The 25,667-nt window shown below is 59.5% G+C and carries 25 protein-coding genes and 3 tRNA genes; 19 read left to right on the top strand and 9 right to left on the bottom strand.

The window, feature by feature from the left end; all coding sequences use genetic code 11:
• The first annotated feature begins 42 nt into the window (after window positions 1-42).
• Window positions 43-789, top strand: coding sequence for an NAD-dependent glucose-6-phosphate dehydrogenase Azf (gene azf, locus BW974_RS01150; protein ID WP_076427257.1), 747 nt, complete (start codon window positions 43-45; stop codon window positions 787-789).
• Window positions 790-1,430: 641 nt separating this feature from the next.
• On the opposite strand, the gene BW974_RS01145 is transcribed toward azf, so the two are convergent.
• A complete protein-coding gene (locus BW974_RS01145) occupies window positions 1,431-2,048 on the bottom strand; it encodes a DUF309 domain-containing protein (RefSeq protein WP_076427255.1) in 618 nt (205 codons plus the stop codon).
• Between the two features lie 70 nt (window positions 2,049-2,118).
• Here BW974_RS01145 and BW974_RS01140 point away from each other — a divergent pair, with 70 nt between their 5' ends.
• The gene (locus BW974_RS01140) at window positions 2,119-2,514 is read left to right on the top strand and encodes a DUF7344 domain-containing protein (protein WP_076427253.1); all 396 of its coding nucleotides are present in this window, start codon (window positions 2,119-2,121) and stop codon (window positions 2,512-2,514) included.
• A gap of 288 nt (window positions 2,515-2,802) precedes the next feature.
• Window positions 2,803-3,549, top strand: coding sequence for a class I SAM-dependent methyltransferase (locus BW974_RS01135; RefSeq protein WP_076427251.1), 747 nt, complete (start codon window positions 2,803-2,805; stop codon window positions 3,547-3,549).
• Window positions 3,550-3,806: 257 nt separating this feature from the next.
• Here the strand turns inward: BW974_RS01135 and BW974_RS01130 are convergent.
• Window positions 3,807-3,879, bottom strand: a tRNA-Arg gene (locus BW974_RS01130).
• 164 nt (window positions 3,880-4,043) lie between these two features.
• On the opposite strand from BW974_RS01130, the gene BW974_RS01125 reads away from it, so the two are divergent.
• Complete coding sequence (locus tag BW974_RS01125; RefSeq protein WP_076427249.1) at window positions 4,044-4,643, top strand: hypothetical protein; 600 nt, start codon at window positions 4,044-4,046, stop codon at window positions 4,641-4,643.
• Window positions 4,644-4,844: 201 nt separating this feature from the next.
• Window positions 4,845-6,287 (top strand): single-stranded DNA binding protein, encoded by a 1,443-nt coding sequence (locus tag BW974_RS01120; protein ID WP_076427247.1) that lies wholly within the window; start codon window positions 4,845-4,847, stop codon window positions 6,285-6,287.
• A 14-nt stretch (window positions 6,288-6,301) separates the two neighbouring features.
• Here the strand turns inward: BW974_RS01120 and BW974_RS01115 are convergent, their stop codons facing one another.
• Window positions 6,302-6,514 carry a hypothetical protein gene (locus BW974_RS01115; protein ID WP_076427244.1) on the bottom strand — a complete coding sequence of 71 codons (213 nt, stop codon included), beginning with the start codon at window positions 6,512-6,514 and terminating at the stop codon, window positions 6,302-6,304.
• Window positions 6,515-6,665: 151 nt separating this feature from the next.
• Between BW974_RS01115 and BW974_RS01110 the strand changes: the two genes are divergently transcribed.
• The 7 genes from BW974_RS01110 (at window position 6,666) to BW974_RS01080 (ending at window position 13,784) form a co-directional block, all read left to right on the top strand.
• Window positions 6,666-7,097 carry a histone gene (locus BW974_RS01110; protein WP_076427241.1) on the top strand — a complete coding sequence of 144 codons (432 nt, stop codon included), beginning with the start codon at window positions 6,666-6,668 and terminating at the stop codon, window positions 7,095-7,097.
• Window positions 7,094-8,110, top strand: coding sequence for a histone deacetylase family protein (locus BW974_RS01105; RefSeq protein ID WP_076427239.1), 1,017 nt, complete (start codon window positions 7,094-7,096; stop codon window positions 8,108-8,110). The genes BW974_RS01110 and BW974_RS01105 overlap by 4 nt, the downstream gene beginning before the upstream one ends.
• 132 nt (window positions 8,111-8,242) lie before the next feature.
• Entirely contained in the window at window positions 8,243-9,421 is a 1,179-nt protein-coding gene (locus BW974_RS01100) for a glycosyltransferase (RefSeq protein WP_245799868.1), read from the top strand.
• The gene (locus BW974_RS01095) at window positions 9,393-10,070 is read left to right on the top strand and encodes a glycosyltransferase family 2 protein (protein WP_076427237.1); all 678 of its coding nucleotides are present in this window, start codon (window positions 9,393-9,395) and stop codon (window positions 10,068-10,070) included. The genes BW974_RS01100 and BW974_RS01095 overlap by 29 nt, the downstream gene beginning before the upstream one ends.
• Complete coding sequence (locus BW974_RS01090; RefSeq protein ID WP_076427235.1) at window positions 10,067-10,972, top strand: PH domain-containing protein; 906 nt, start codon at window positions 10,067-10,069, stop codon at window positions 10,970-10,972. The genes BW974_RS01095 and BW974_RS01090 overlap by 4 nt, the downstream gene beginning before the upstream one ends.
• Window positions 10,969-12,303, top strand: coding sequence for a sulfatase-like hydrolase/transferase (locus BW974_RS01085; protein ID WP_076427233.1), 1,335 nt, complete (start codon window positions 10,969-10,971; stop codon window positions 12,301-12,303). The genes BW974_RS01090 and BW974_RS01085 overlap by 4 nt, the downstream gene beginning before the upstream one ends.
• Window positions 12,300-13,784 carry a lipopolysaccharide biosynthesis protein gene (locus BW974_RS01080; protein WP_076427231.1) on the top strand — a complete coding sequence of 495 codons (1,485 nt, stop codon included), beginning with the start codon at window positions 12,300-12,302 and terminating at the stop codon, window positions 13,782-13,784. The genes BW974_RS01085 and BW974_RS01080 overlap by 4 nt, the downstream gene beginning before the upstream one ends.
• On the opposite strand, the gene BW974_RS24165 is transcribed toward BW974_RS01080, so the two are convergent.
• Window positions 13,776-14,930 carry a PAS domain-containing response regulator gene (locus BW974_RS24165; RefSeq protein WP_084186169.1) on the bottom strand — a complete coding sequence of 385 codons (1,155 nt, stop codon included), beginning with the start codon at window positions 14,928-14,930 and terminating at the stop codon, window positions 13,776-13,778. The two genes, BW974_RS01080 and BW974_RS24165, sit on opposite strands and share 9 nt — an antisense overlap.
• A gap of 133 nt (window positions 14,931-15,063) precedes the next feature.
• On the opposite strand from BW974_RS24165, the gene BW974_RS01065 reads away from it, so the two are divergent.
• Complete coding sequence (locus BW974_RS01065; RefSeq protein ID WP_076427229.1) at window positions 15,064-15,432, top strand: hypothetical protein; 369 nt, start codon at window positions 15,064-15,066, stop codon at window positions 15,430-15,432.
• 85 nt (window positions 15,433-15,517) lie between these two features.
• Window positions 15,518-15,982: a FlaD/FlaE family flagellar protein gene (locus tag BW974_RS01060; protein ID WP_076427227.1), complete on the top strand. Its 465-nt coding sequence runs from the start codon at window positions 15,518-15,520 to the stop codon at window positions 15,980-15,982.
• A gap of 50 nt (window positions 15,983-16,032) precedes the next feature.
• On the opposite strand, the gene BW974_RS01055 is transcribed toward BW974_RS01060, so the two are convergent.
• Both BW974_RS01055 and leuS read right to left on the bottom strand, forming a co-directional pair.
• Complete coding sequence (locus BW974_RS01055; RefSeq protein ID WP_076427225.1) at window positions 16,033-16,992, bottom strand: alkaline phosphatase family protein; 960 nt, start codon at window positions 16,990-16,992, stop codon at window positions 16,033-16,035.
• A gap of 181 nt (window positions 16,993-17,173) precedes the next feature.
• Window positions 17,174-19,825 (bottom strand): leucine--tRNA ligase, encoded by a 2,652-nt coding sequence (gene leuS, locus BW974_RS01050; protein ID WP_076427222.1) that lies wholly within the window; start codon window positions 19,823-19,825, stop codon window positions 17,174-17,176.
• Window positions 19,826-20,010: 185 nt separating this feature from the next.
• Here leuS and BW974_RS01045 point away from each other — a divergent pair, with 185 nt between their 5' ends.
• Window positions 20,011-21,021 (top strand): HEAT repeat domain-containing protein, encoded by a 1,011-nt coding sequence (locus BW974_RS01045; protein WP_076427219.1) that lies wholly within the window; start codon window positions 20,011-20,013, stop codon window positions 21,019-21,021.
• A gap of 67 nt (window positions 21,022-21,088) precedes the next feature.
• Complete coding sequence (locus tag BW974_RS01040; RefSeq protein ID WP_076427217.1) at window positions 21,089-22,288, top strand: ABC transporter substrate-binding protein; 1,200 nt, start codon at window positions 21,089-21,091, stop codon at window positions 22,286-22,288.
• Window positions 22,289-22,428: 140 nt separating this feature from the next.
• Here BW974_RS01040 and BW974_RS01035 read toward each other — a convergent pair.
• A tRNA-Ile gene (locus BW974_RS01035) sits at window positions 22,429-22,503 on the bottom strand.
• Between the two features lie 104 nt (window positions 22,504-22,607).
• A tRNA-Asn gene (locus BW974_RS01030) sits at window positions 22,608-22,680 on the bottom strand.
• A 102-nt stretch (window positions 22,681-22,782) separates the two neighbouring features.
• On the opposite strand from BW974_RS01030, the gene cca reads away from it, so the two are divergent.
• Window positions 22,783-24,132: a CCA tRNA nucleotidyltransferase gene (gene cca, locus BW974_RS01025; protein WP_076427215.1), complete on the top strand. Its 1,350-nt coding sequence runs from the start codon at window positions 22,783-22,785 to the stop codon at window positions 24,130-24,132.
• A gap of 107 nt (window positions 24,133-24,239) precedes the next feature.
• Window positions 24,240-24,419, top strand: a complete 180-nt coding sequence (locus tag BW974_RS01020; RefSeq protein ID WP_049971719.1) for an HVO_0416 family zinc finger protein — start codon at window positions 24,240-24,242, stop codon at window positions 24,417-24,419.
• A 36-nt stretch (window positions 24,420-24,455) separates the two neighbouring features.
• Here BW974_RS01020 and BW974_RS01015 read toward each other — a convergent pair whose 3' ends face one another.
• Window positions 24,456-25,352, bottom strand: coding sequence for a DMT family transporter (locus tag BW974_RS01015; RefSeq protein WP_076427213.1), 897 nt, complete (start codon window positions 25,350-25,352; stop codon window positions 24,456-24,458).
• Window positions 25,353-25,448: 96 nt separating this feature from the next.
• On the opposite strand from BW974_RS01015, the gene BW974_RS25285 reads away from it, so the two are divergent.
• Window positions 25,449-25,607: a DUF7563 family protein gene (locus BW974_RS25285; protein ID WP_175609606.1), complete on the top strand. Its 159-nt coding sequence runs from the start codon at window positions 25,449-25,451 to the stop codon at window positions 25,605-25,607.
• Window positions 25,608-25,667: the final 60 nt, after the last annotated feature.

Genomic DNA, 25,667 nt, shown 5'->3' with positions numbered 1-25,667 from the left:
AACCGCATGGTTCTTATCACCGTTGTGCCTCTAGCCGACTGAATGGACGACCCCGTTCTTCTCACGGGTGCTGAGGGTCGCGTCGGGTCGGCGATTCTGAGCGGCCTCGAATCGAAATACGACTGGCGACTCCTCGACCGAGAACCACCGGCAGATGAATCGTCGAACGACTTTTTCGTCGCGGACATCACCGACTACGACGCCGTCTACGAGGCCGTTGATGGCGCGGGCGCAATCATCCATCTCGCGGGTGACCCCCGTCCCGAGGCACCGTGGAACAGCGTCCTGAGCAACAACATCGACGGAACGCACAACATCTTGCAGGCCGCAGTCGATTCGGAAAGCGTCGAGAAATTTATCTTCGCCTCCTCGAACCACGCCGTTGGCAACTACGAAACCGACGATCGAACACCCGATCTCTACCGACCCCACGACGAGTTCCGACTCGATGGGACGGAATTCCCTCGGCCCAGCAACCTCTACGGCGTGAGCAAGGCAACGGGCGAAGTCCTCGGCCGCTACTACCACGACGAGTTCGACCTGAGCGTAGCCAACGTTCGAATCGGTAACCTCACTGAAGGGCACCCGCCGAAAGATTACGAGCGCGGGCAGGCGATGTGGCTTTCCTACCGCGACTGCGCCCACCTCTTCGACTGCTGTCTGCAGGCCGACTACGACTACGAAATCATCTACGGCATCTCCGACAACGACCGGAAATACTACTCCATCGACCGAGCGCGCGAGGTGTTTGGATACGACCCGCAGGACAACTCCGCCCACTTCGACTAGCAGTTCTTTGGGGCTTGCTTCGTTTTCGTTTAGCTTTTCGTGGTCGTCTCGATGTGAATTTTTACCACTAGTTCAGCGCGATGCAGGGTGATGGTGTGGACACGTTGAATAGTCACGGCTCCACTCAGACCGCCACCGCAACCGCAGGCCATACACCTCCCCAACCGACTCCCGCACTCGCTTTCGCTCGTTTTGGTCGCCCACCGTCAGAAACGAGTTCTGACGAGCCGTTCGCTCGCTCCTTCGTCGCTCACGAAGACCTCGCGCGCTTCCAGCGATGAGCCTCCGGGCGGACTGCCCTCGGCTCACGCCAGCGCGCCACATGGCAAATTTAATTTTCGTGAATTGACGCAACCGCTCTAGCACGTGCGCCGACAGACCCGAGGACATGTCGTCCGAGGGCCTGCACGGGTTCGCGCGAGGGATGAGGCTTACAAGACGCTTTGCGTCTTGCTGACCTGCGGCCGTGGCCCGCAGGCACTGGAACGAAGTGAAGCGCGCAACCGGTTGGGGAGGCATGTGACTGGTCGCGGTGCGGTTGCGGTCTGAGTGGAGTCGGGACTATCTAGCGGCACAGAAGTACGAGCAATCATCTAAAAGCAAAAAGTCGATACTCACTCTAAAACCTACAACGCAGAGAATCACTCGAACAGGCCGTCAACGTCGCGTTCACGAGCATCCCGCTTTTCGACGTGCCCCTGGAGCCGCTGGAAGATGAGTCCCCGATTCTCGGCGTCTCGCACGAAATCCATGACGAGGGTGATGAACGAACTTCCCTCGTCGCCAGATTCCAAGTCCGCGCGCGCGAACTCGATACCGTTCTCGACTACCCATTCGTCGTAACCGAACTCGTCGGCGAGAACGAGCGCGGCAACTGTTGAAGCGTCGAAATCGAGGTTGCCGGGGAAGAGAACGACGCCCTCGTGAGTCAGTCGCGGCGGTGCAACTCGTTCGACGTGTTCGGGGTCGTGACGAACTGCGTCGAGATACGAGCGAACAGCGCCGACGTTGACGCCGCGGTAGTCCGCGGGAAGTCCGTCGAGGTAGGAGACGGAACTTTCGGCCAATCCGCGAATCCCGCCCCAGTTCGCATGCTGTGCGTGGTACACGACGGCGGTGAACTGGATGAGGCCGTGCAGAAATCGCTCGTCTTCGGTGTCGTGGTCGAGGGTCAACCACTGGTCTTCCCACGCGTCGTGGGCGGCGTGAAACTCACCTGCGTTGAAAATCGCCAGTCCCGCCCGGAGGAAATCGTCCATACGAAACGTTCCGGACGACCCCGAAAGTCGCTTTGGATTGGTCAATGGTAACACACCACAATGATTATTCATGCCCGTCACGTATTCCAGAGAGGCGATGTTGCAGGGAACTGTTGCTGACGAGAGGTCACTGAATAGAATATTCCGGCTATTGGCGAACGAACAGCGACGGTACGTACTCTACTATCTCCACGAGGCAGACACCGCTACCGAACTCGAAGACATCGCTCTACAAATCACTGCGTGGAGGGGCGAGAAATCGACCGCCGACGTGACGGAAACGGAACTCGAACAGACGATGGCACGTTTGCGGAACGTAGACCTGCCGAAACTGGCAGATTCAGGTGTCGTGGAGTACGATTCGAGAACAGAGATGGCGCGATTTCGCGAACCGGGTCGCCTGTTCGGCCTATTCTTGCTCCTCGCGGCGCGGGTGGAGCGGCCGCTAAGCAAGAACAGCAACTGACAGATACAAGTCGGAACTGGTCGTTCGCCTCGTCGCGCGGAAAAATATCGGGATTACTTCTCGGCTGCCTTCTTCACGGCCCACTTCTTCAAGTCCTGTACGAACAGTCGGTAGTTTTCGATTTTACTCATACACGAGTAAATACTCGTGCAGGGTTGAAAAGTGTCACGGTTGGAGGCATATTTGGCCTGTGAAATCATAGCATACGTTGCAGAACGCGCTTGAGGTTCGTCCGGCCAGAATTGACCGAACAGCAACCATCATACCACCAACAGTTGTAGTTTCGGTATGGACGAGTTCGACCAAAAGCAGGCGACGACGGCCTCTTTCGGCGACGTTGCCGATGCCTATCTCGACAGCGACGTTCACCAGTCCGGCGCGGACTTGGAACTCCTCGTGTCGTGGTGCGACGGCGCGAATCGGGCGCTCGACATCGCCTGCGGCGCGGGACACACCGCCGAGGCGCTCACGGAAAGCGCGGAAACCGTCCTCGCCGCCGACGCAACTCCCGCGATGGTCGAAACGGCAACCGAGGCGTTTTCCCTCCCCGGCATCGTCGCCGACGCGGAACGCCTCCCGTTCGCGGACGGCAGTTTCGACGCCGTCACCTGCCGAATCGCGGCGCATCACTTTCCGAATCCGCAGGCGTTCGTGAACGAAGTTGCTCGTATCCTCGCACCCGGCGGCGTTTTCGCGTTCGAGGACAACATCACGCCCGAGGACGACGAACTGGCCGACTTCTACAACCGATTCGAGCGTCTCCGCGACCCGACCCACGGTGAAGCCTATTCGGTCGCGCAGTGGCAAGATTGGTTCCGCAATGCCGGATTCACCATCGACGAATCGGTCACCATGCGCAAAGAACTCGAGTACGAGTCGTGGGTCGAACGCACAAATTCGGACGAGAAGTCGCGGAAGAAGTTGGCCGACCTCGTGCGAAAACCGGAAGCAGAAGCCGTGTACGATGTTTCAGCCGAGGGAGGAACCGTTCGCGGGTTCAGTAACGAGAAGGTACTGATTCAGGCAAAGAAGTAGCGCCGACTCGTTTCACTCGTCGGAATTGAATTTTCGAAAAACGTCCTGACGGAGTCTCACGCGAACGAAGTGAGTGTGAGGCACGTCAGGTCGCGAACAAAGTGAGCGTCCTGACGGAGATTTGAACCCGTAAAATCGTTCCGGGGTGCTCACTACGTTGCGCTCCCGGGCATACAATTTTTCTGCTCAAATCTCCGCGAGAGTTTTTCGGAGTGCAGACTCCTCGCTTCGCTCGTCGTTTATAGCACTCCGTAAAACGTCCTGACGGAGATTTGAACTCCGGTCCCTGGCTCCGCAAGCCAAGAGGATAGTCCACTACCCTACCAGGACTCATTCATTCATTTCGCGGTTGCCTTAATAGGGGTTACGGTCTGGGGGCACTGTGGGTGTGCCACGCAGTCCCTCGAATATTTGTGAGCCGAAATATGCGGGTAACTCAAATCGCTCTTTTCGCCTACGGGAGTTCTTTTAGGATGGGTGCGGTGGCTATTGATATGCAACGACGAACCATCCTCAAGCAAGCAGGCGCGGCGATGACAGTTGGCGCGTTGGCCGGTTGTCTCAGCGACGGTGGGTCGCCCGGCGGCGCACCCGAGAATACGGAAGACGAATCCACGCCGACCGAAACCTCGACTGAAGAAACGACCGACGAGACGACCACAGAAGAAACCACGAGCGAGGAAACCACGGCAGAATCCAACCCATCTCTCCAGAATCGCTCAGTCGAAATCGTCAACGCCGGATGTGCGGACGGCAAACCCGAAGAGGCGTCCGTCGAGTTCAACGAATCGGAATCCACGGTTCTCGTGACCGGAACCATTCGCACGAGCGACCCCTGCTACGTCCCGAAACTGGGGAACGTGAACTACGACCGAGAGTCGGGGACGCTGAACGTCACCATCCGCGCGAAAAAGAAGGAAGGAGAGGGCGTCAGCACCTGCCAGCAGTGTCTCGGCGCAATCGAATACGAATCGGAGTTCGCGTTCAGTTCCGGCGTTCCGAGTTCCGTGTCGGTTTCCCACGAGAGCCAAGGCGAGACGAAGGAGGTAACCTCGGCAGGACACGGAAGCGGAGAGGCAACCGAGGGAGCGTGAACAGTTGGTTCGACCGCGTGACGATGTCGAACAGCGTCGTGACCACCGACGAGGCGTAGGTTTATTTTAGAAGACGCGACCACTGTCGTTCATGAGTCGAAACGCGAGACAACCGCCCGCCGGACAACCGCCGGACGGCGTCGGTCTGCCGACACAAAGACAACGCTTAAGCGACGGCCAACCCTGCACCACAGTACGATTATGGGCGTTATAGACGAGGTACACGGGGACCTCGACGCCGACATCTCTCTGGACGAGTTCCGGGACGCCGTCGAGGAAAAAGTAGAACAGATGGGCGGGCTTGCGGACGAAGAAACCGCCGCGATGCTCATTGCCCACGAACTAGACGAGGACGAAGTGAACGGGGTCGCCGACATCGAACCCGGCATGGACGAAGTGAAGTTCATCGCCAAGGTCACCAGCGTCGGCGATATTCGCACCTTCGACCGCGACGGGGACGACGAGGACGGCCGCGTCCTGAACGTCGATGTCGCGGACGAAACAGGGTCGATTCGCATCTCGCTCTGGGACGAACAGGCCGAGGCCGCGAAGGAAGAACTCGAAGCGGGGCAGGTGCTCCGAATCAAGGGTCGACCGAAGGACGGCTACAACGGCACGGAGGTCAGCGTCGACCAAGCCGAACAGGACGAGGACACGAAAATCGACGTACAGGTACAGGACACCTACTCGATTTCTGACCTTTCGCTCGGCCTGTCGGACGTGAACCTGCAAGGAAAACTGTTGGACACCAGCGCTGTCCGTACCTTCGACCGCGACGACGGTTCCGAGGGTCAGGTCGCGAACCTGACCCTCGGCGACGAGACGGGCAGACTGCGCGTCACACTCTGGGACGATCAGGCGAACACCGCCGAAGAATTCTCGCCCGGCATCTCGGTCGAGGTGGTCGATGGCTACGTGCGCGAGCGAAACGGGAGTCTGGAACTCCACGTCGGCAACCGTGGTGCAGTCGAAACCATCGAAGCGGACATCGACTACGTCCCCGAAAGCACGCCAATCGCCGACCTCCAAATCGGCGACACGGTGGACATCGCGGGCGTGATCCGTTCTGCCGACCCGAAACGAACCTTCGACCGCGATGACGGCTCGGAAGGGCAGGTCAAAAACGTCCGCGTACAGGACGAGACGGGCGACATCCGAGTCGCCCTCTGGGGCGAGAAAGCGGACATCGAACTCGCACCGGGCGACAAAGCACAGTTCGCGGACGTGGACGTGAAAGACGGCTGGGCCGACGACATCGAAGCCTCCGCCGGATGGCAGTCCACAATCTCCGTCCTCGACAGCGATTCCTCGACGGAATCGACCGAGTCGAGTGAGTCGAGCGACAGCGAGACGACCGGACTCGGCGCGTTCGGTGGTGACGAAGACGGAAGTGAAAACGGGAATGACGATTCAACGGATTCTGCCAGCACGAGTGCGACGAATACGAACGGAACAACGGACAGCACCGCTGGCGAACAAATCGAATTTACCGGCACAGTCGTACAGGACGGGAACCCCGTCGTCCTCGACGACGGCGAAGAAACGGTGAGCGTCGAGACGACCGCGGACGTTCACCTCGGGCAGGAGGTTACCGCCCGGGGAGAACTCCGCGATGGAACGCTCGACGCAGAAGACGTGTTTTAGTTCTCGTTCTCGATTCAGCTCTCGAACGGTTCTTCGTCACGGTGGTTATCGACGTTCTGCTCGTCGGCCGCGGCGTCTTCGCGTGCTTCTTTGTGTTCGACTTCGGTTTCGTCTTCGAGTTCGTCTTCGCGGGCTTGCTCGGCTTCTTCCTTGTCTTCCGCTTCTTCGGTTTCTTCTTTCTCTTTGGCCAGCGTTCGGTCGCGTCCGCGTGGGTTGTCGTCGCTCATTGTAGCCGATGGTTCAACGTCATCGCTCTTATTCGTGCTGGCAGATTCGCCGTTCAACTCGTGCCACTTTGCCCGTGTTATCGTACCCGTCCAGTTTGCCGCGAACGGCTGTAGGGAAAGATTAAGGACGACACACTCCCGCTGTTGGATTATGAGCGTTGAGCTTCCGTTTGCGCCGGTCGATACGATAATCCGACGAAACGCGGGTTCCCTCCGCGTCAGTGCGGGGGCGGCAGAAGAACTCGCCCGTCGGATTCAGACACACGGCGCAGATCTGGCGACGGACGCGGCGAAGGAGGCGACGAAGGATGGACGAAAAACGCTGATGGCGGAGGATTTCGGCGTTCAACAGGTCATCGACAAGGACGACCTCACCCTGCCAGTTGCCCCGGTTGACCGAATCGCGCGCCTCGACATTGACAACGATTACCGTGTCGCAATGGGTGCGCGCGTCGCGTTGGCCGACATTCTCGAAGATTACGCGAACAACGTCGCGTCCGCCGCGTCGATTCTCGCGCATCACGCCGACCGGCGAACGGTTAAGGCCGAGGACATCGAGACTTACTTCAGGCTGTTCGAATGAAATTCGGCTACAGCGAGGCTTGTTTAGCTCACGACACCGGGAAGCGCCATCCAGAAACACCCGACCGCCTGCGGGCGATTCGACAGGCACTCACGCGAAAACACGGTGTCGAGTATATCGACCCCGCACCAGCGACGGAATCCGAGGTAACCGCAGTTCACGACGTGGACTACGTCACCGAGTTCCGTGAGTTCTGTGCGAACGGTGGCGGAAACTGGGACCCCGACACCGTCGCAGTGGAAGCAACGTGGGACGCCGCGCTACAGAGTTCCGGCCTGTCGTGCTGGTCGGCAAAGCGAGCGTTGGCGGGCGACGACGGACGGAATACGCCGTTCGCGCTTGGCCGACCGCCGGGGCACCACGCGGTCGGCGACGACGCCATGGGTTTTTGTTTCTTCAACAACGCCGCGGTCGCGGCCCAGTCGGTCATCGACAGGGGCGAGGCGGAACGAGTGGCCATCTTCGACTGGGACGTTCACCACGGAAACGGGACACAGGACATTTTCTACGACGACGAAAACGTCTTTTACGCCTCGATTCACGAGGAGGGACTGTATCCCGGGACGGGCGAAATCGAAGAGGTTGGCGAAGGAGACGGGGAAGGAACGACCCTCAACGCCCCACTCCCAGCAGGGTCGGGCGACCCGGAATACAGAACGACGTTCGACGAACTGGTCGCACCCACGATTACGACGTTCGACCCCGACCTACTGCTGGTGAGCGCGGGATTCGACGCCCACCGCCACGACCCGATTTCGCGGATGCGCGTCTCGACCGAGGGATACGGCATGCTCACGGCGCGCGTTCGTGCAGTCGCGGACGAAGTCGATGCCGCGCTCGGATTCATTTTAGAAGGCGGCTACGGTCTGGATACGCTTTCGGACGGGGTCGCAATCGTTCACGAAGTGTTCGACGGGATGGAGCCGGTCGTCCCCGAGGAAGAAGCAAACGAGGACGTGCTGGAAACCGTTTCGGCAGTTCGGTCGTCGCACCCGCTTTTGGATTCGGCGTGAATCGGTGCGGTTCCGAAATACGGTTTTGATTCGATAGGGAAAGACGCGCGGAGAGCGACCATTGTTTTCAAATCCGGCATATAATTTATATTCGGCTACGGTGTAGCACTGTCAAACCCGATGGGTGGGCCAATGAAGCAGGAAAAACAGGGTATCTCTTCGGCGGTGTTGCACGACCGGCTTCCCGGGATGGGAGGCGGAGAACGGTTTGCAATCGAGACGGCGCGAGTGCTCGATGCACCTATTTACACGATGTACGTCGCGGAGGGTGTCAGCCTTCCGGAGGACGTGACTGTCATTCCGATTCAGCAAAGGAAGTACACTCGCGGCCTCTCCGGGCGATTCCTCGAATGGAAGAACGAGGGAATGAATCCGTTGGAAACGCTGTCGGTCGCATTCGATTTGACCGATGCACACGACGAACTTGCGGCCTACGACGTGCTGGTGGAGAGCGCGCCGCTCTCGAAATCCTACGTTCCGCCCGTCGAACAGACGGTGCTTCATTATCCGCACAGTCCGCCACGGTGGCTCTACGACCTCTACCGCGAGCGGCTATCCGGGTTCGATTATCCCGGCATCCGGTTCGCGCTGAAGGCGTACGCGAAATGGTGGCGCACGTTGGACAAGGAGGCGAACGATTACGTTGACCAGTTCGTCGCCAACAGCGAACTGGTGCGCGACCGAATCCAGCGATACTACGACAGAGATTCCGTGGTTCTCTATCCGCCGGTAACCGGCGACTGGTACGACGACGGTGACGACGGCTACTTCGTGACGTGGTCGCGGCTTTCGCCCGAAAAACGCATCGACCTCGTGGTCGATGCGTTCGCCGGACTTGACGAACGCCTCGTCGTCGTCGGAGATGGCCAAGAACGCGAAGCGCTCGAACGGAAGGCGCGCGACTGTGACAACATCGAACTGCTCGGCTACGTGGACAACATCGAGGACGTGGTCGCTCGTGCAACTGCAGTCGTCTACGCACCCAAGGACGAGGATTTCGGCCTCGTCGGGGCGGAAGCGCTGTCGGCTGGAAAACCCCTCATCGGAGTGAACGAGGGCTATACCCGCCAGCAGGTCGTGGACGGAGTGACCGGACTCCGGTTCGAATCGACCGTGGCATCACTGCGAGCCGCAGTCGAGCGATTCGACCCGAATGACTTCGACGGCGACGAAATTCGACGGTTTGCGGAACGCTACGACCGAACGACGTTCGCGGACAACCTTCTCGAACTGGTCAACAGAACGCACGCGGAAGCCGCCTCGAAGCGCTCCGCAGTCAACAATGATACGAAAACCGTACACATCCACTGAACCTCGCGTTTCGGTCGTGATTCCAACGCTTCCGGCGAACGACCACGAGGGTGTGGTCGCCGCCCTCCGCAACCAGACGATGACCGATTTCGAGGTTTTGGTAGTCGATGACGCCGAAATGAATATCTGTGAGGCTCGAAACGCCGGTATCGAGGCCGCAACGGCCGACACAATAGCCCTCACAGACGACGACTGCCGACCACCACACGACTGGGTGGCACAGGCGGCGGAAGCACTCTCGGAAGACGAAGAGACGATTTGCGTCGAGGGAGCCGTACAGGGGGGGAGAACCTATCACGGCGAAGGATTGTACGTCGGCTGTAACCTCGTGTTCGACCGCGAAACAGCGCTTTCCGCGGGTGGATTCGACAGCGAGTACGCGGGATGGCGCGACGACACCGAATTTGGCTGGCGAATGGAATCACACGGAATCTGTCGCTACGACCCGAATCTGTTGATGTACCATCCCGACAGGACGCGGGCACGCATCGACGCCGAAAAGGAAGCGCGCCTTCGACGCGAGTATCCCAATCGCTATCGGGAGCGAATCGTCCCGCAGACGGCTGTCGGAAAAGTAAACGACTGGCTCTGGCGACGTGGATTCTGGGACACGGTCGATAGGGTTCGGTACGCCGGAGGAAGGCGATGACGTTCGGCGACTGGGTCGCAGAAAGCACAGGTCGGGTTCGTGAAGACGGGTGGCAGGGCGTGGACAAATCGGCATACGAACTGTACAAGGGCGTCCTCCGAAGAGTCGGCGAGCGCCGAAACTACGGGGAGTCGATATACGACCAACCGTGGGACGCGCTCGTCGTCCTCGATGGTTGTCGGGTCGATTGCATGCGACAGGTCGCGGACGAATTTTCGTTCATCGACCGAATCAACCGATTCCAGTCGGCGGGGACGCGCTCCGACGAATGGATGCGGGCGAACTTTTCGGGGCGGGACTGTACCGACACAGTTCACGTCACGGCAAATCCGAACTCTGACGAGCATCTCGATGCGGAAAACTTCGCCGCGTTGGACGAGGTGTGGCGCGACGCATGGGACGACGAACTCGGGACGGTTCCCGCTCGCGCGGTTACCGACCGAGCGATTTCGGCGGCGCGCGAATACGACCCCGAAAAGCTCGTCGTTCACTACATGCAACCGCATTTTCCCTCGGTTCCCGACCCGATTCCGGGCGACGCGATGAGTCGAGACGAGTTCGGAAACCGGGTCGGCGTCTGGGAACGCCTGCGGAGAGGTGACCTCACGCGAAACCGCGTCTGGGACTCCTACCGGAAAAACCTCACGTACGTCCTCTCCGACGTGAAAGTCCTGCTCGACAACCTCGATGCACGCCGAGTCGTGCTAACCGCAGACCACGGCAACGGGTTCGGCGAATGGTATATTTATGGGCATCCCGACAGGGTTCCGATTCGCGTCCTGCGCGAAGTTCCGTGGGTCATCACCACCGCGAACGATTCCGGGTCGCACGACCCGGAATCGTGGATGGAGAAAACGGAAACGTCGGTTGCCGAGCGACTGTCGGCGTTGGGGTACCGATGAACGTCGCGCTCGTCGTCCTCGACACGCTCCGGAAGGACGCTTTCGACAGGCATTTCGACTGGCTTCCGGGCCAGCGATTCGAGAACGCCTATTCGACCTCACACTGGACAGTCCCGGCCCACGCCTCCCTGTTCGCCGGAAAGTACGCGAGCGAACTCGGGGTGTACGCCGGGGCGCAACTGCTGGATTGTGAAGAACCGGTTCTCGCGGAATCCTTCCGCGATTCGGGATACACCACGCGGGCGTTCAGCGCGAACGTCAACGTCTCCCGACCGTTCGATTTCCACCGAGGATTCGACCAGTTCGAGGGGAGTTGGCGACTCGAAGCCCTCTCGGAGAACGTCTTCGACTGGGACGGGTTCATCGCCGAAACGAGGGAACAAGGCCCGGAACGCTATCTCTACGCTCTACAGGGGGTTCTGACCGGGGACTGTGATACGGTTCCCTCACTCAAGCGCGGTGCACTGCTGAAACTCCGCGATTTAGGGTGGGGCAGAGCGACCCGCGACGACGGCGCGGCAGAAGCCCTCCAGTTCGTCCGCGAAACCGATTTCGCGGACGACGAATTTCTGTTCGTCAACCTGATGGAAGCCCACACTCCCTACGCCCCGCCGGAGGAGTATCGAACCGTGGAACCACCCGAACTGAACGGTCTGCGGGCGACGCTCGAAGGCCCCAAATCGAACCCGGAAACGATTCGGCAGGCGTACGACGACAGCGTTCAGTACCTCTCTGCCATGTATCGCGCCATCTTCGCGGAACTTCGCGAGGAGTTCGACTACATCATCACGCTCTCCGACCACGGCGAAGTTCTCGGCGAGTACGACGCGTGGGAACATCTCTGTGGGCTGTATCCCGAAGTGACGAAGGTTCCCCTCTGTATTTGGGAGAGGAAGCGAGATGAGCGAAGCGAATCTCGAAACAACACCGCACGGAAAGAAACGGTTAGCCTGCTCGACGTTCATCGGACGGTGCTCGACACGGCGGGCATAAGCGGCGAATCGCGAGGGCGCAGTTTACTCGAAGGGACAGAGAACGCCGGAGAAACTGAATTTCTGGCGGAATATCACGGCCTGACCAACCGCCACCGAATCGCACTCGGACGAGACGGGTTCGACACCGAATCACTCGATGAGGAGATGCACGCGCTGATTGCCCCCGATTACTACGGATGGGAAGCGCTCGATGGATTTCACGAACTCAGCGAAATAGACAAGCCACGGGAGCGAATCGAATCCCTCGTGAACGAACTCGACAGAAGGCTCATCGAAAACGACGTGGCCGTCTCGGAGTCGGTCGAAGCCCAACTGCGTGATTTAGGCTATGCATGAGCGAGGCCGACGGAATCAGCCTTAGCAGGGAGACGCTCGGCGGAACCGCCGCCCAGTTCACGATGGCGGCCATCGGTTTCGCCGGAACCGTCATCTTCGCGCGATGGCTCGGTCCCGCGACGTTCGGCGGCGTCTACCTGCTGTTCGCGGTAGCGAAAATCGCGGACAGACCGATGAACGGGTGGTCGCTCGCCGCGAAAAAGCGACTCTCCGAATCCGATTCGCTTCGACCACCTGCATTCGGGGCACAACTGTTGTTCAACGTGCTCTGGGTCGCACTCGCCGTTCTTGCCGTCGTTTTGGCCGGTGACGCTCTGCGAGCGTACACCGGCCTCGCACTCGCGCCCGTTTTGCTCGTCCTCCTGCTGGCGACCGAATCGACGTACGAAACTATCGAGAGCCTCGTCCAAGGACGGGGACGAATCAGCGCCGCGACGTGGAACGACACCCTCCGGTCGATACTGACCCTGCCGCTTCAGCTCTGGTTCGTCGCACTTCCCGGAATCGCTGGGGCTGGGATGGTGTACGGCCTCGCCGTCGCATCGGCACTCACGCTCCCGATAATCGCGCTGTTCGTCTCGGCACGACCCGCGATTCCGTCCCGGGCGTTCCTCCGAAGTCTCGGTGACTACGCACGATACAGCATTCCGACGAGCGTACTCGGGACGACCTACGACCGCCTCGACGTGCTCCTGCTCGGATTTCTGCTCGGTTCGGCATCCGCCGGATTCTACGAAGTGGCGTGGAAACTCACGCTCCCGGCGGTGTTCGTCGCAGACATCGCAGGACGCGGACTGATGGCGACCGTGAGTGCCCGCCACGCCCGCGGCGAGGCTGACAGTGGGAACGAGAGCGGAAACAGAAACGGACGCGGCATCGGACGCGACGTGTCGAACACAATTTCCTACGCCGGAATCCTCGCGGTTCCGATTTTCTTCGGCTCGCTCGCGCTCTCCGAATCGCTCGTGGTGACCGTCTACGGCCCCGACTTCCGGAGCGCCGCACCCTTGCTAATCGGACTCGCCGGATACCGCGTCGTCCGGAGCCAAAGCGGCCCGCTTATGCAAGCGATCAACGGACTCGATAGGCCGGACGTGGCAATGCGACTGTCGGCGGTTGCGGTCGCAGTAAACCTCGTACTGGGCGTTCTGCTGACGCTGCGACTCGGCCCAATTGGCGTCGTGATTGCGACGATTGTCGCGGAAACGCTCGTTTATCTCGGCGGACTCCACGTTCTCCGACAGACGGTTTTGGGACTCGCCCCGATTTCGCGCCCGATGGTCGAACAGGTCGGTGCGGGCCTCGCCATGTTCGCCGTCGTCTCGACGGCACGCGCTTCGGTTTCCGTCCAGTCGTGGGTAGACCTCTCGGTGCTGGTTTCGGTCGGCGGCGTCGTCTACGTTGGCCTCCTTTTGGCCGTCAGTCCGGGCGTCAGACACACGCTCGAAGAAGCGGTTCGCGAGTCGTTTCCGTCACTCTAATTCCTCGACTCGCTTTTTGAGGCGCTCGACGCTTCGTCCCTCGGCGATGAGCGTTTCCACCGCGCCCGATTTCCCGCGCACGGGACGAATCGAAACGTCGAGGACGAGGGTATCCGACTCCGCCGTCCGGTTTTCGGCGCGAAAGTGGACGAACTTCCCATCTCTCGCGTCGGCGATGCGGTCACGGAGTTCGTCCTGAACCGCAGTCGAAACGTTCCACCACGGCGTCTCCCAGAACGGTTTGCCTTCGACCTGTTCCACATCGCCGCCGATAGCGTCGAGGGCGGTTTGGTTCACCTGCATGACCGTCCCGTCAGTTTCGAGGAGTCCGATGAAGGAAAACGGGTCGTTGAAGATGGCTTCGAACCGGCGTTCGCTTCGCCTGAGTTCTTCTTCCCGGCACTTACGTTCGGTTATGTCCCGGCCCACACCGCAGATTCCAACCGTGCCGTCGCTGTCGGTGAACGTCGCGCCACGAAATTCGTAGGGGATGGTGTCCCCGTCGCTGGTTCGCAGACACGTTTCGAACACGCCAGTCCCGTCCGAGAGAATCGAATCCAGATCGGCAGCAACGTCGTCGGCCACCAACTCGGTCAGTCGCATCTGCGCGATGTCGTCGTCGGAATAGCCGGTTACGTCGCCGATCGTGTCGTTCCAGCGGAGAAGTTCGTAGTCGGAATCGACCGCGTAGAAGAGGTCAGAAAGCGAGTTGAGCGCGCTTTCGGTGAACGACTGTTCTTCCCGGAGTGCGCGCTCCGCGCGATACTTCTCTACCGCATTCTCCACGACGTTTGCGAGAACGGCGTACTGGTCGGTGCCCGTTTCCTTTTGGAGATAGCCGGTGACGCCCGCGGAAATCGCCTCACTGGCGATTTCCTCGCTTCCCTTGCCCGTAAAGAGGACGAACGGTAGTTCGGCGTGCGAATTACGGATGGCCGAAAGCAGTTCCAGTCCGTTCATCTGGGGCATGTCGTAGTCGCTGACGACGCAGTCGAATCGCTCCGTTTCGAGGCGTGAGAGTGCATCGACAGGGTTCGTCTCCGTCCGCGTCTCGATTGCGTCACGCTCGCGTTGAAAAAAGAGTGACGTCATGTTCGCGAGGTCTGGTTCGTCGTCAACCAGAAGGACGCGGATGGACACCGTCATACCCACGAATACTCACCCGGACACGTAAATTTGACGTAGTGAGTATTATGAATAATTATATTTAAGCGGAACAAGACGAATTCACGCGACAAGCCAGAAGGTATAACGGTGGTTGGCGACGAACAGGACTGTGATGTCGCTCCTCGAAGTCAACATCGAAAAACCCGCGCTCGTCGAAGAACGAGTGTACCCCGACGAGGACACCGCACCGGCAAGTGCGCGCACGAAGTCCGAATCGTCGGGTCGGTCGGTCGGCTCGCTGGTAAAACCGCTCCTCGGTCTTCTCGTGGTCGCCGGTATCGCACTGTTCGCTCGCAAACTCCGCGCAACGTCCGGCGAGGACGATGCAACGGCGTTCGAAGCGGGCGATTTCGAAACGGACGATTTTGACGCGGAATCCGGACGCGGTAAAAGCGCCGCAGGCGTCGCTGGCGTGCTGGTCAGCCTCCTCGGCGTCGTCGCCCTCGCGCGAAAAGTTCGCGGCGGGTCGGCGGACGAATAGAAGCTCAACTTTTTGATACTGGATTCGAAAATCGCGTCGCACCAAGAGTTAAATAGGTCTAGTGGGTTGTATTCTAAATATCAGAATGACTATCAAACCCGCCGACTACGACCTGCGGGAACTTCGCAGGATGGCGGACGAGGACGAGCCGCCGCTCGACCTCTCCGCGGACGACGGACAAACTGCCGAAGACATCTTTCGGCTGAGCCAGCGCGAAGAGTTGATGAAACTGCAAACGCGGTTTTTCGCGTCGGGGTCACTTCCGGAAAAACCCTATCTGACCCTGCTTCCGAGCAGATACGGTGCCGAGGTCATCGTCTTCGAATGGCTCGATTTCCTCATCGAGAAGGCCGGATTCGAGAACAGTTCCAACGCACTTTCGTATTACGAAGAAATCGGTTGGCTGAGTGAACCGGCCTGTGAAGCCTTGCGGTCGTACATGTACGGCTTTTCGGAGGTAGACCGATTCGGTTCCGACGGCCCTGCCGACCTCGACACGAACGACCACGTGTTGAGTTTGGTGTACATCGCCCGACTCGCCACGCTGTAGGTCGCTACTGACACCGAGTTCGGTCGTCCGGAGTTTGCTTCGTCGCTCGATTACTCCGCGTAGCCGAGATTTCGCAGTCTGTCCTCGATTACGTCGTCGTCTATTGCTTCGCTGGTTTTCGGCGGTTCTGCCGTGATTTTGCGACGTTCCTCCGAGTCGATTTCCGCCCACGGAACTTCGATGAGTTCGCGTTTGTGCAATCCGCCGGGATGGCCGAACGTTCGAATCGGAATCGGATACGTTCGCTCGCCGATGAGATTGCCGTGGTCTGCCGTGATAACCGATTTTCCGGGGAGTTCGTCCACCAGTTTTTCGACGTGCGGGAGCGTCACGTTGAGGTTTTCGACGTAGGCCTCGATTATCTCCGATTCGTTGTCCGTCTCGCCGTAGAGGAGGGCGTTCCACGGATGCGGTTCGTCGCTGTGTTCCTCATCGTCCAACTGCATCTCGATACCGGCGTGGCCGAACTTCCGCCCCTTCTCGCCGATGAAGGGGAAATGTGGTTGCATGAAATGCGTGATGATGCGTTTGTCGGGGTACTGCTCGAACGCGGCGAGCGTCTGTTCGACCATCGTTTCGGGCATGACGGTTCGGAAGGTGTCGTCCCAGTGGTCGTCCAGCAGGTTGATGACCGCGTGAAAGGTTCCGTCAGGGAGTTTGTAGGCGTGCGGGTTCGACGTGACGTACACCGTGTCGTGGAACTCCTTTCCCACGAAACTTTCCTGCATGAACTCCCAACTCTCGCTCCCCGGCGAGAGTTTGCTCGTCACTCTGTCGCCGATGTTCGCCTTCGCCGCAAACATATCGTACCGGCAGGCGTCCAAAATGACGAGATTGTCCCAGTCCTCCGCCATCACGTCCACTCGGTCGTCGTCGTTCAACAACCGCGAGACGTAGGCGTTCGCGTTCAGGGCATCTTTGCGAAGTCGTCGTAGTTCTCCTCGAAGGAGCGACGGATTTTCCAGAACGCGGCGGGCATTCTGGAGAGAGTACCGCCTCCATACAGACATGGTGCTCCCTTCGGGTTCTATTCCCTTATTTATGTTAGTCCTAAAGTCTCAGAGTTCGAAAATCAGCCAGTTTACGCCATTTCGGTTTTATAACAGAACTGTCCGTTTACGACCGTTTTGCCCGTATCAAGAAGTTCAATGCGGCCGGTTTCGGGCTTCAGCGAGAAAGTAAAACGAGAGATTATTCCAGAATGTTGATGGCGGGGCGACCCGGTTCGGCCTTCCGAACCGTTCCTTCGTTGGCCTCTGAACTCGACAGGACGTTCACCGGGGCGTCGAACTCCCGTTCGATGAGCCACGCCGTCTGTTCGAGCACCTCGTACTCGCGTTCCGGCGAGAGTGTCGGAGTCAGCGACTCGCGGGTCGCTTGCAGGTCTTGGCCGTAGGAAGCCGCGGCGTCTCCCTGTTCGCGGATTTCCTGTTCCTGCATCAGTTCGGAGATGAGGTTGGGAGCATCACTGTCCATCGCAAGTTCGAGGGCGCGATACTTCCACTCGGGTGTGACCACCACGTCGATTCGCTCTGGGTCGGAAATACCTGCAACGTCGATGATGTTGCGCACGTCCTCACGCGTGTTCTCGATCAGTTGACGACGCTCAACCGTATCGTCGGTTTTCGTCTCAGAAGTCGGCCAGTCGGCGTCAACGACGAACTCGTCGTAGCCGAGTTCGTCGTACAGTTCCTCCGCGATGTGCGGCGCGACCGGAGCCAGCAGTCGAGTCGCAACCGTCAGGCCGCGCTCGAAGGTCGTCGCGTGGACATCGGTGTAATCCGCGTATGCACGGAGCGTATCCACGAGGTCTTGCACCTCTCGCAGTGCGGTGTTGAACATCAGCGCGTCGTACTGCTCCGTTGCGACGGCAATCGTGGCGTCGATTTCATTGCGAACGTACTCCGCGACGGAGTCGTCTTCGCCGTCTGCGGATTCGAATTCGAAGCTATCGACCGCGTTTTTGAATCGCGCGAGGAAGCGGTTCGTGGAGCGAACACCCTCCTCAGACCAGTCGAAGTCGCGTTCCGGCTGAGCGGCCTGCATCATGAACAGGCGCGCCGTGTCCGCGCCGTACTCCTCGGAAATCCGCTGTGGTGAGACTGTGTTCCCCTTCGACTTGGACATTTTCTCGCCGTCCAGTTGCACCATTCCCTGCGCCAGCAGGTTCGTGAACGGTTCGCGCTGTTCCAGCATTCCCAAATCGGAGATAGCCTTCGTGACGAATCGGGCGTACAGCAGGTGCATCACGGCGTGTTCGATGCCGCCGACGTACTGGTCAACCGGCATCCAGTCGTCCGCCTTTCCGGTTTCGAACGGCGCATCCTCCGCGTCCGGCGAGATGTACCGCAGGAAGTACCACGAGGAGTCGACGAAGGTGTCCATCGTGTCCGTCTCGCGGACGGCGTCCGCGCCACATTCGGGACATTCGACCTGTTTCCACTCCTCGGCGGCGTCCAGCGGGTTCCCGGTCGTGTTGATGAACTCCGGCAGTTCGACCGGGAGGTCTTCCTCGGGAACCATGACCGGGCCACAGTCGTCGCAGTGAATCGCTGGAATCGGGGTTCCCCAGTATCGCTGGCGGGAGATGAGCCAATCGCGCAATCGGTACTGCGTGTGGAACTGTGCGGAGTCGATGTCCGCGGTCAGCGACTCGCGGGCCTCTGCGCTTTCCAGTCCGGAATACTCGCCGCTGTTCACCAAGACGCCGTCTTCGGTGTACGCACCCTCGCTCACGTCGGGCGCTGTGAGTTCGGATTCGCCTGCTTCCGGTTCGGGAGCGATGACGGGTGTAATCTCGACGCCCATCTTCGAGGCGAATGCGTGGTCGCGGTCGTCGTGTCCGGGGACGCCCATCAGCGCGCCTGTCCCGACATCCGAGAGGACGAAGTCCGCGACGAACACTGGGATTTCGTCGCCGGTTGCGGGATTCGTCGCGGTCAGACCGGTTTCGACGCCGTTCGGTTCGTCGCCATCCGGGTCGGCCTCCTCCTCGATGAAGTGGCGAATCTCCTCGTCGTCTTCTGCCACCGCCTGCGAGATTGGGTGGTCGGGAGCCAGCGCGAAGAACGTCGCGCCGAATATCGTGTCCACGCGGGTCGTGAACGCTTCCACGGAACCGTGACCCTCGACGGAGAACTCCAGCGTGGTTCCTTCCTGTCGGCCAATCCAGTTTCGCTGCATCTGGCGAACGCTGTTCGGCCAGCCGTCCAACTCGTCTATCGCTTCGAGCAGTTCGTCGGCGTACTCCGTGATAGCCAGCGTCCACTGGTCTAACTCGCGTTGCTCGACTATCGTCTCGCAACGCCAGCAGTGTTCGTCCTCGCCTTCGACCTGTTCGTCCGCCAGCACCGTCTCGCAGGAGGGACACCAGTTCACTTCGGCGGCGCGTCGGTCAACCAGACCTGCGTCGTGGAACTGCTGGAACAGCCATTGGTTCCACTGGTAGTATTCGGGCGTGCAGGTCGTCACCTCGCGCTCCCAGTCGTAGCCGAACCCCATCGACTTCATCTGGTCACGCATCGTGTCGATGCAGTCCATCGTCCACTCGCGGGGGTTAGTGTCGTGCTCCTTGGCGGCGTTTTCTGCGGGAAGGCCAAAGGAGTCCCACCCCATCGGATGCAGTACGTCGTCCCCCTGCATCCGGCGGTATCGGGCGTAGGAATCAGTTATCGTGTAGTTGCGGACGTGGCCCATGTGGAGCTTTCCGGACGGGTATGGAAACATTCCCAAGACATACGTAGGGTCTTCCGCGTCGTCCGGCGTCCGATAGGCGTTCTCCTCGGCCCACGCTGTCTGCCAGCGCTGTTCGATAGTCGCATGGTCGTATCCCTCCTCAGACATGTGTTCGTCTACTTGATATAGCGTTCAGTGTCTTCTAAGTGTTGCTATCAGACTCATGGACGAGCAGGTGTTATTCGGCAGAGAGACGCCTTCTACGGCACGTTGCGGCCGAGACGGGAAACAGCACGAAACGCCGGATGTTTTTGACACTGCTCTGCGACAGTGGACGTAGCGGATTTCGTATCATGGACGATTCGACACACTCCACCGATTACTTCCTCGGACTCATCGAGCAGAACTGCCACGACGAGGCGACAGAGTATGTAGAACGAGTCGAAACTGCACCGGCCGAAGAGCGAAAAGAGACGGTACGAGCACTGCGTTCGCTCGCGGACGACGACCCGTCCGCACTGAAACCGCTCGTCCCGACGCTTTCGGGGTTTCTCACCGACGACGAGCGGTCGGTTCGCCTGACGATGGCGAAACTGCTCGTCGCTATCGCCGAAACCGACCCGGATACTGTCGTTCCGGCGGTGCCAGCGCTCGGCGAACGACTGGCGGACGACGAGGAATTTTACTACGTTCGCGCTCGCTCCGCGGAGGCGCTCGGATACGTCGCACGCGAGCACCCGGATGCGGTTGCGTCCCCGGAAGTCGTGGCGGATTTGCAGGTCGGACTATCGTTCGACGAACCGGAAGTAAAGGAGAAACTGGCGAAAGCACTCGAACACATCGCACTGGGCGACCCGACTCGACTGAAACATCAGGTATCGACCCTCGCAACCCACCTCGATGACGAAAGCGAACTCGTTCGGTATCACCTCTGTACGACGCTCGTGGTCGTCGGGTGTGAATCGCCCGAATCAGTCGCAGACGCGACTGATTCGCTCACGGCGCGGTTGGACGACGAAAGCGCCCACGTCCGCGGGCGGGCCGCCGAAGCACTCGGAGTACTTGCCAGTGCAAACATCGAGAAAAGTTCGGTTCCAGCGTCGTTTTTTGAGGAGTTTGACGGACGGCAGGAAGACGACGAACCGTTCGCCCGTCGCCGAAAGCGGTTCGTCCTCGAAGCGGTCGACGAGGTGGCTGTAGGGGGCGAAGGAGGTGACGAAATAGGAACGGTCGAAGGAGTTCGTGCGACGACCAGCGAGGCGGTTGCCGAAATCACCGCAACGGACGGTGAGTGCCCGCACTGCGGACTCGCACTGCCAAAACAGTCCCCACCGATGTGTTCACGTTGCGGCGGACCGCACTGAACGAATCATGTTTTAGGAAGGCCTAAAAACCGGAGTAGTTATTATGTTTTAGGCGAGCCTAAACCACATGGTCAGAGACACCATAAAACACGAAGCGCCGACACGCAGACAGTACGTCAAGTACGGCGGTGCGGTACTCGGCGGAACTCTCCTCGCCGGCTGTGCGGGCGATTCGGGGACGGAAGCGTCGTCCACGACAACGGACGCGACGGCCTCGAACGACCACTCTGAAAACACTCAGGACGGTTCACACGCGGCTTCCATGGAACCGGTCGGCCGCGTCACGTTCGATTCGGTTCCCGAACGATGGGTCGCGTACGGTGGCGGCTACGCCGACATGGGTGTCGCGCTCGGCAAAGCGGACGGAATGACCGGTATCGGCGGTGCAGACCGCTATTACACCGCCGTGTACGACGAACTCCCCGGTGTGAGCGTTGACCGCCAGACGCTCGAAAACAACGACTTGGGCGAGGCTGGCATGTCCAAGGAGATATTCTACGAACTCGACAACGACGTTCACGTCATGGACCCGCAGATGCTCGTCAACTGGTTCGATTGGAGCGAAACGGACGTCGAAGAAATCACGGAGAACGTCGGCCCGTTCGTCGGTAATCTGATTTTCCGCCGGGAGGACGACTGGCACGATTACCGATACTACACCCTCTACGAGGCCTTCGAGAAAATCGCACAGTTGTTCGGAGAAGGGGAACGGTATCGAGCGTTCGAAACGCTTCACGACGAGTTTATCGCGGATATTCAGCGTCAGCTTCCGCCAGCAGACGAGCGTCCGAACGTCCTGCTCGTCTACGAAGGAAGCAACGAACCGGAGAAGTTCTCACCGTATCGCCTCAACGACAAAGGAACGAGCAAGAAACAGTGGCGCGACCTCGGCGTCACCGACGCGCTCGGGAGCACCGGTATCGACGGAATCAGCACGACAGACCGCGGACGCATCGATTACGAGACGATGCTGGAAATCGGCCCCGACGTGATACTTCTGCGCGCTCACGAGCGACAGTCCGCGACCGAGTTCCGAAACACGGTTCTCGAATTCATGCGGAGCCATCCCGTTGCGAGTCGGTTGACTGCCGTCAAAAACGGCCGCGTCTACCGCGGCGGCTACCTCTATCAAGGGCCGATTCACAACCTCTTTTTGACCGAACGCGGGGCGAAGCAGTTGTACCCTGACACCTTCGGGAAGGTAACCGAGGACAATCAGCTATTCGACCGCCAACGGGTTGCGGACATCGTCAACGGGGAATTTTAAGCACAGACAGCAGAGACGGTCGCGGTTCGATTCCGGGCCGGAATCGAACCGCGTTTTTGCATCGTGTGTTCGTAGGCAACATCCTCGAATCAGTGGACAGCATCTCGCTGTTGCTCACGAATGTAGTTTGTATCAGCAAATGGGCCCTATCGGATTCGAACCAATGACCACCCGGTTATGAGCCGAGCGCTCTAACCAGACTGAGCTAAGGGCCCTGTCGGCTATCGGTAATCTGTGACACCTCTTTAACGTACCGGGTTTTGTGCGGATACCGGGAGAGAATACAGCACTCGCTCACCAAGCAATGAATAGAGAGAAGCGCCGCCGCCAGGGCTCGAACCTGGGACAACCTGGGTAACAACCAGGTGCTCTACCAACTGAGCTACGGCGGCTTCCGATTGCATTTCCACATAGACGGAGTTCTTTGATAGGGCTTTCGTTTTCTCCCAGCAGCATCGATACGCTTTCACGCATTCGTGGAAAACCATCCCACGATGGAACGCTTCGAGGAGGTCGTCGCGGAAGTCCGTAAGCGAGTCGAGCCGGACGACGACGAGCGCGAACGGCTTCAGCAGGTCGCCCGGTCGCTGGCCGAACGAGCGGAAAATGCGATTGCCGACCTGCCAGTCGAGGCCGACGTGATACAGGTCGGGAGCACCGCCCGCGGAACGTGGACGAGCGGCGACCGGGACATCGACCTGTTCGTTCGATTTCCGCCCGAACTCGACCGCGAGACGCTGGAATCGTATGGATTGAAAATCGGCCACAAAGTCCTGCCGGAGGGCCACGAGGAGTTTGCGGAACATCCCTATGTCAAAGGCGAATTCGAAGGATTCGACGTTGACCTTGTTCCCTGCTATCACGTCGAATCGGCGACGGAAATCCAGTCGGCGGTTGATCGCACGCCGTTCCACACACAATACCTCGAAGCGCGATTGGACGACGAACTGGCGGACGAAGTGCTGCTGTTCAAGCAATTTTTGAAAGGAATCGGAGCATACGGGAGCGACCTCCGCACGGAGGGTTTTTCGGGCTATCTGGCGGAACTGCTCGTCCTCGAATACGGCGGTTTTCGGGCACTGCTCGAAGCGGTCGCGGACTGGCACCCGCCAGTTCGCTTCGACCCGGAAGACCACGGGACGGAAACTTTCAGTGACCCGTTGGTGGTCATCGACCCGACCGACCCGGAGCGAAACGTCGCCGCGGTTCTCTCCCCGGAAAATTTCGCTCGACTCCAACATTACGCTCGCGACCTGCTTTCCGAGCCGCGCGAATCGATCTTTGTTCCCGATGTGCCCGAGCCGCTGACGCCCAACGAGGTGAGCGAGTTCGTTGCTGACCGCGGAACCACGCCGGTCGCGATTCGATTCGACGCGCCGGATGTAGTCGAAGATCAACTGTATCCGCAACTCCAGAAATCGCTTTCCGGGGTTGCCGACGCGCTTTCCCGACGCGGATTCGAAATGCTTCGAGCAGACTTGTTCGCGGACGAAACCGCGGTGCTGTTTTTCGAACTGTCCGTACCCGAGCGTCCGGCAATCGAGCGTCACGACGGGCCGCCGGTGCACGTTCGCGCGCACGCAACCGGATTTTACGAGAAGTACGAAGCCGACGATTCGTATGGCCCGTTCATCGACGGTGACCGCTACGCAGTCGAGCGAAAGCGAGAGTTCACGACGGCAGTCGAGTTTTTAGAGAGCGATTCGATATTCGACGCCGCACTCGGCGTCCACGTCGAGAAGACGATGCGACGAGGATACGAGGTGCTGTCGGGTGACGGAATCGAAGAACTTGCGAAGGAGTTCGGAAGCGAACTCGCGCGGTATTTCGCCCCGAAACCGTAACTGTGCGAAACGAGCCGGGAAATTTCTACAATTTTCGAAGTTCAGACCAGTTTGGCATCTGTTTGACCATCAGGATTATATGGATGGTGTGCATTAGCATAGCATGTATGGCTTCCGCACCGACCGGCAACGACGAGTCCGTTTTCGACCAGTTTCTCACCGACCGTGGTCACGAGACAGAACGAGTAGACTGGGAGCAGGAGTATAACAAAAAGCAGTGCCCGGAGTGCGGCGGACTCCACGAAATGGCCGCAACTGAATGCACAGTTTGCGGGTGGAATTCGTAGACAGTAGAAATAGGAGATAGCAAACGGAAACCGCGCTCACAGCGCGGTGATGATTCCAGCACCGACGACGACCAACAGTGCGCCCGCAACGATTCCGCGGGTCACTCGTTCTACATCCCTGAGCAGAAAGTACGCAAAGAGCGTCGTGAACAGCGGCGCGGTTCCAGTTAGGGGGTCGACGATTGCGACCCGACCTTCGGGGAGCGCCAGCGCGGAAAACAGCGACAGCAGTGCGACTGCGGTGAGCAGACCGCTCGCCGCAAACAACCAGTACGTTCGCTTCGGTGCAGAGAGCACGTCACGACGATTTCGGGCGATGGCGTAGCCTCCCAGTGCGACCAGTGCCGCAGTTTCGTTGAGAGCAACCGCTTCGAGAGCGGTTGCAGGTGTCGTTTCCAGTCCGAACCGTCGAACCACGTTTCCGACCGCGAACGCCGCCGCGGCGATGAGCGGAAACGACAGTTCGTAGGGTTCCCATCCCGAAAGGTCACCACCTTTCGCCAGCGCGAGAACCGCGAGTCCCGCGACGAGCACGAGGATTCCAAGGGCGGTTGCGAGCGAAAGCGGTTCGTCAAGAGCGAACACCGCCAGTGTCGCCGAAAAGAGCGGTCGCGCGCTGACCCCGGCGTTGTTGACGCTCGCGCCGACGCGCCGGACACCACCGAATGCGGCCAGTCGGCCAACCGCGGTGCCGACGAATCCCGCGAAGAGGAAGATGCCGATGGTCGAGTGAGAGAGGTCGGAAAGTGCGTTTCCGCCCTCCAGCGCGACCAGCGCGACCCAGAAAACGGCGGTGTCAACGACGACAACGACCAGTGACGCTTGGAGGGAGTCGCCACCCTCGGCCATCGCTCGCTTGGAGACGATGGGTTCGAACCCCCAGAGGAGGGCCGGGACGAGCGAGAGGAGGTACACCTCGACAGGAATCGCCATTGTAGAAGCGTTTCCATCCGTCGGTATAACTGCCGCGCCCGACCAGACATCGTTAGAAATATAGTATCATATTAAATACTTATATTCGAGGATAAAATGCCAGAGTGTCGGAACTTCGATTCGTTTGTGACGGCGACGTATGCACGAGTGTTCACGCCACCGGGGGTCGAAAAACATCGCGTCTGCCCGAACTGCGAGGACAAAATTCGGGACGGTTCGGAGGTACGTGAGGCACGTTCGCCTCGCGGCACCTGAGACGAGACAACCGCCAGTTCGATTCACGTCGTTTTATACGTCCCCATCACCTGTGGTGGT

This window comes from Haladaptatus litoreus (assembly GCF_900156425.1).
Classification (GTDB): Archaea; Halobacteriota; Halobacteria; order Halobacteriales; family Haladaptataceae; genus Haladaptatus; species Haladaptatus litoreus.
This window is presented reverse-complemented; position numbering and strand designations above follow the sequence as displayed.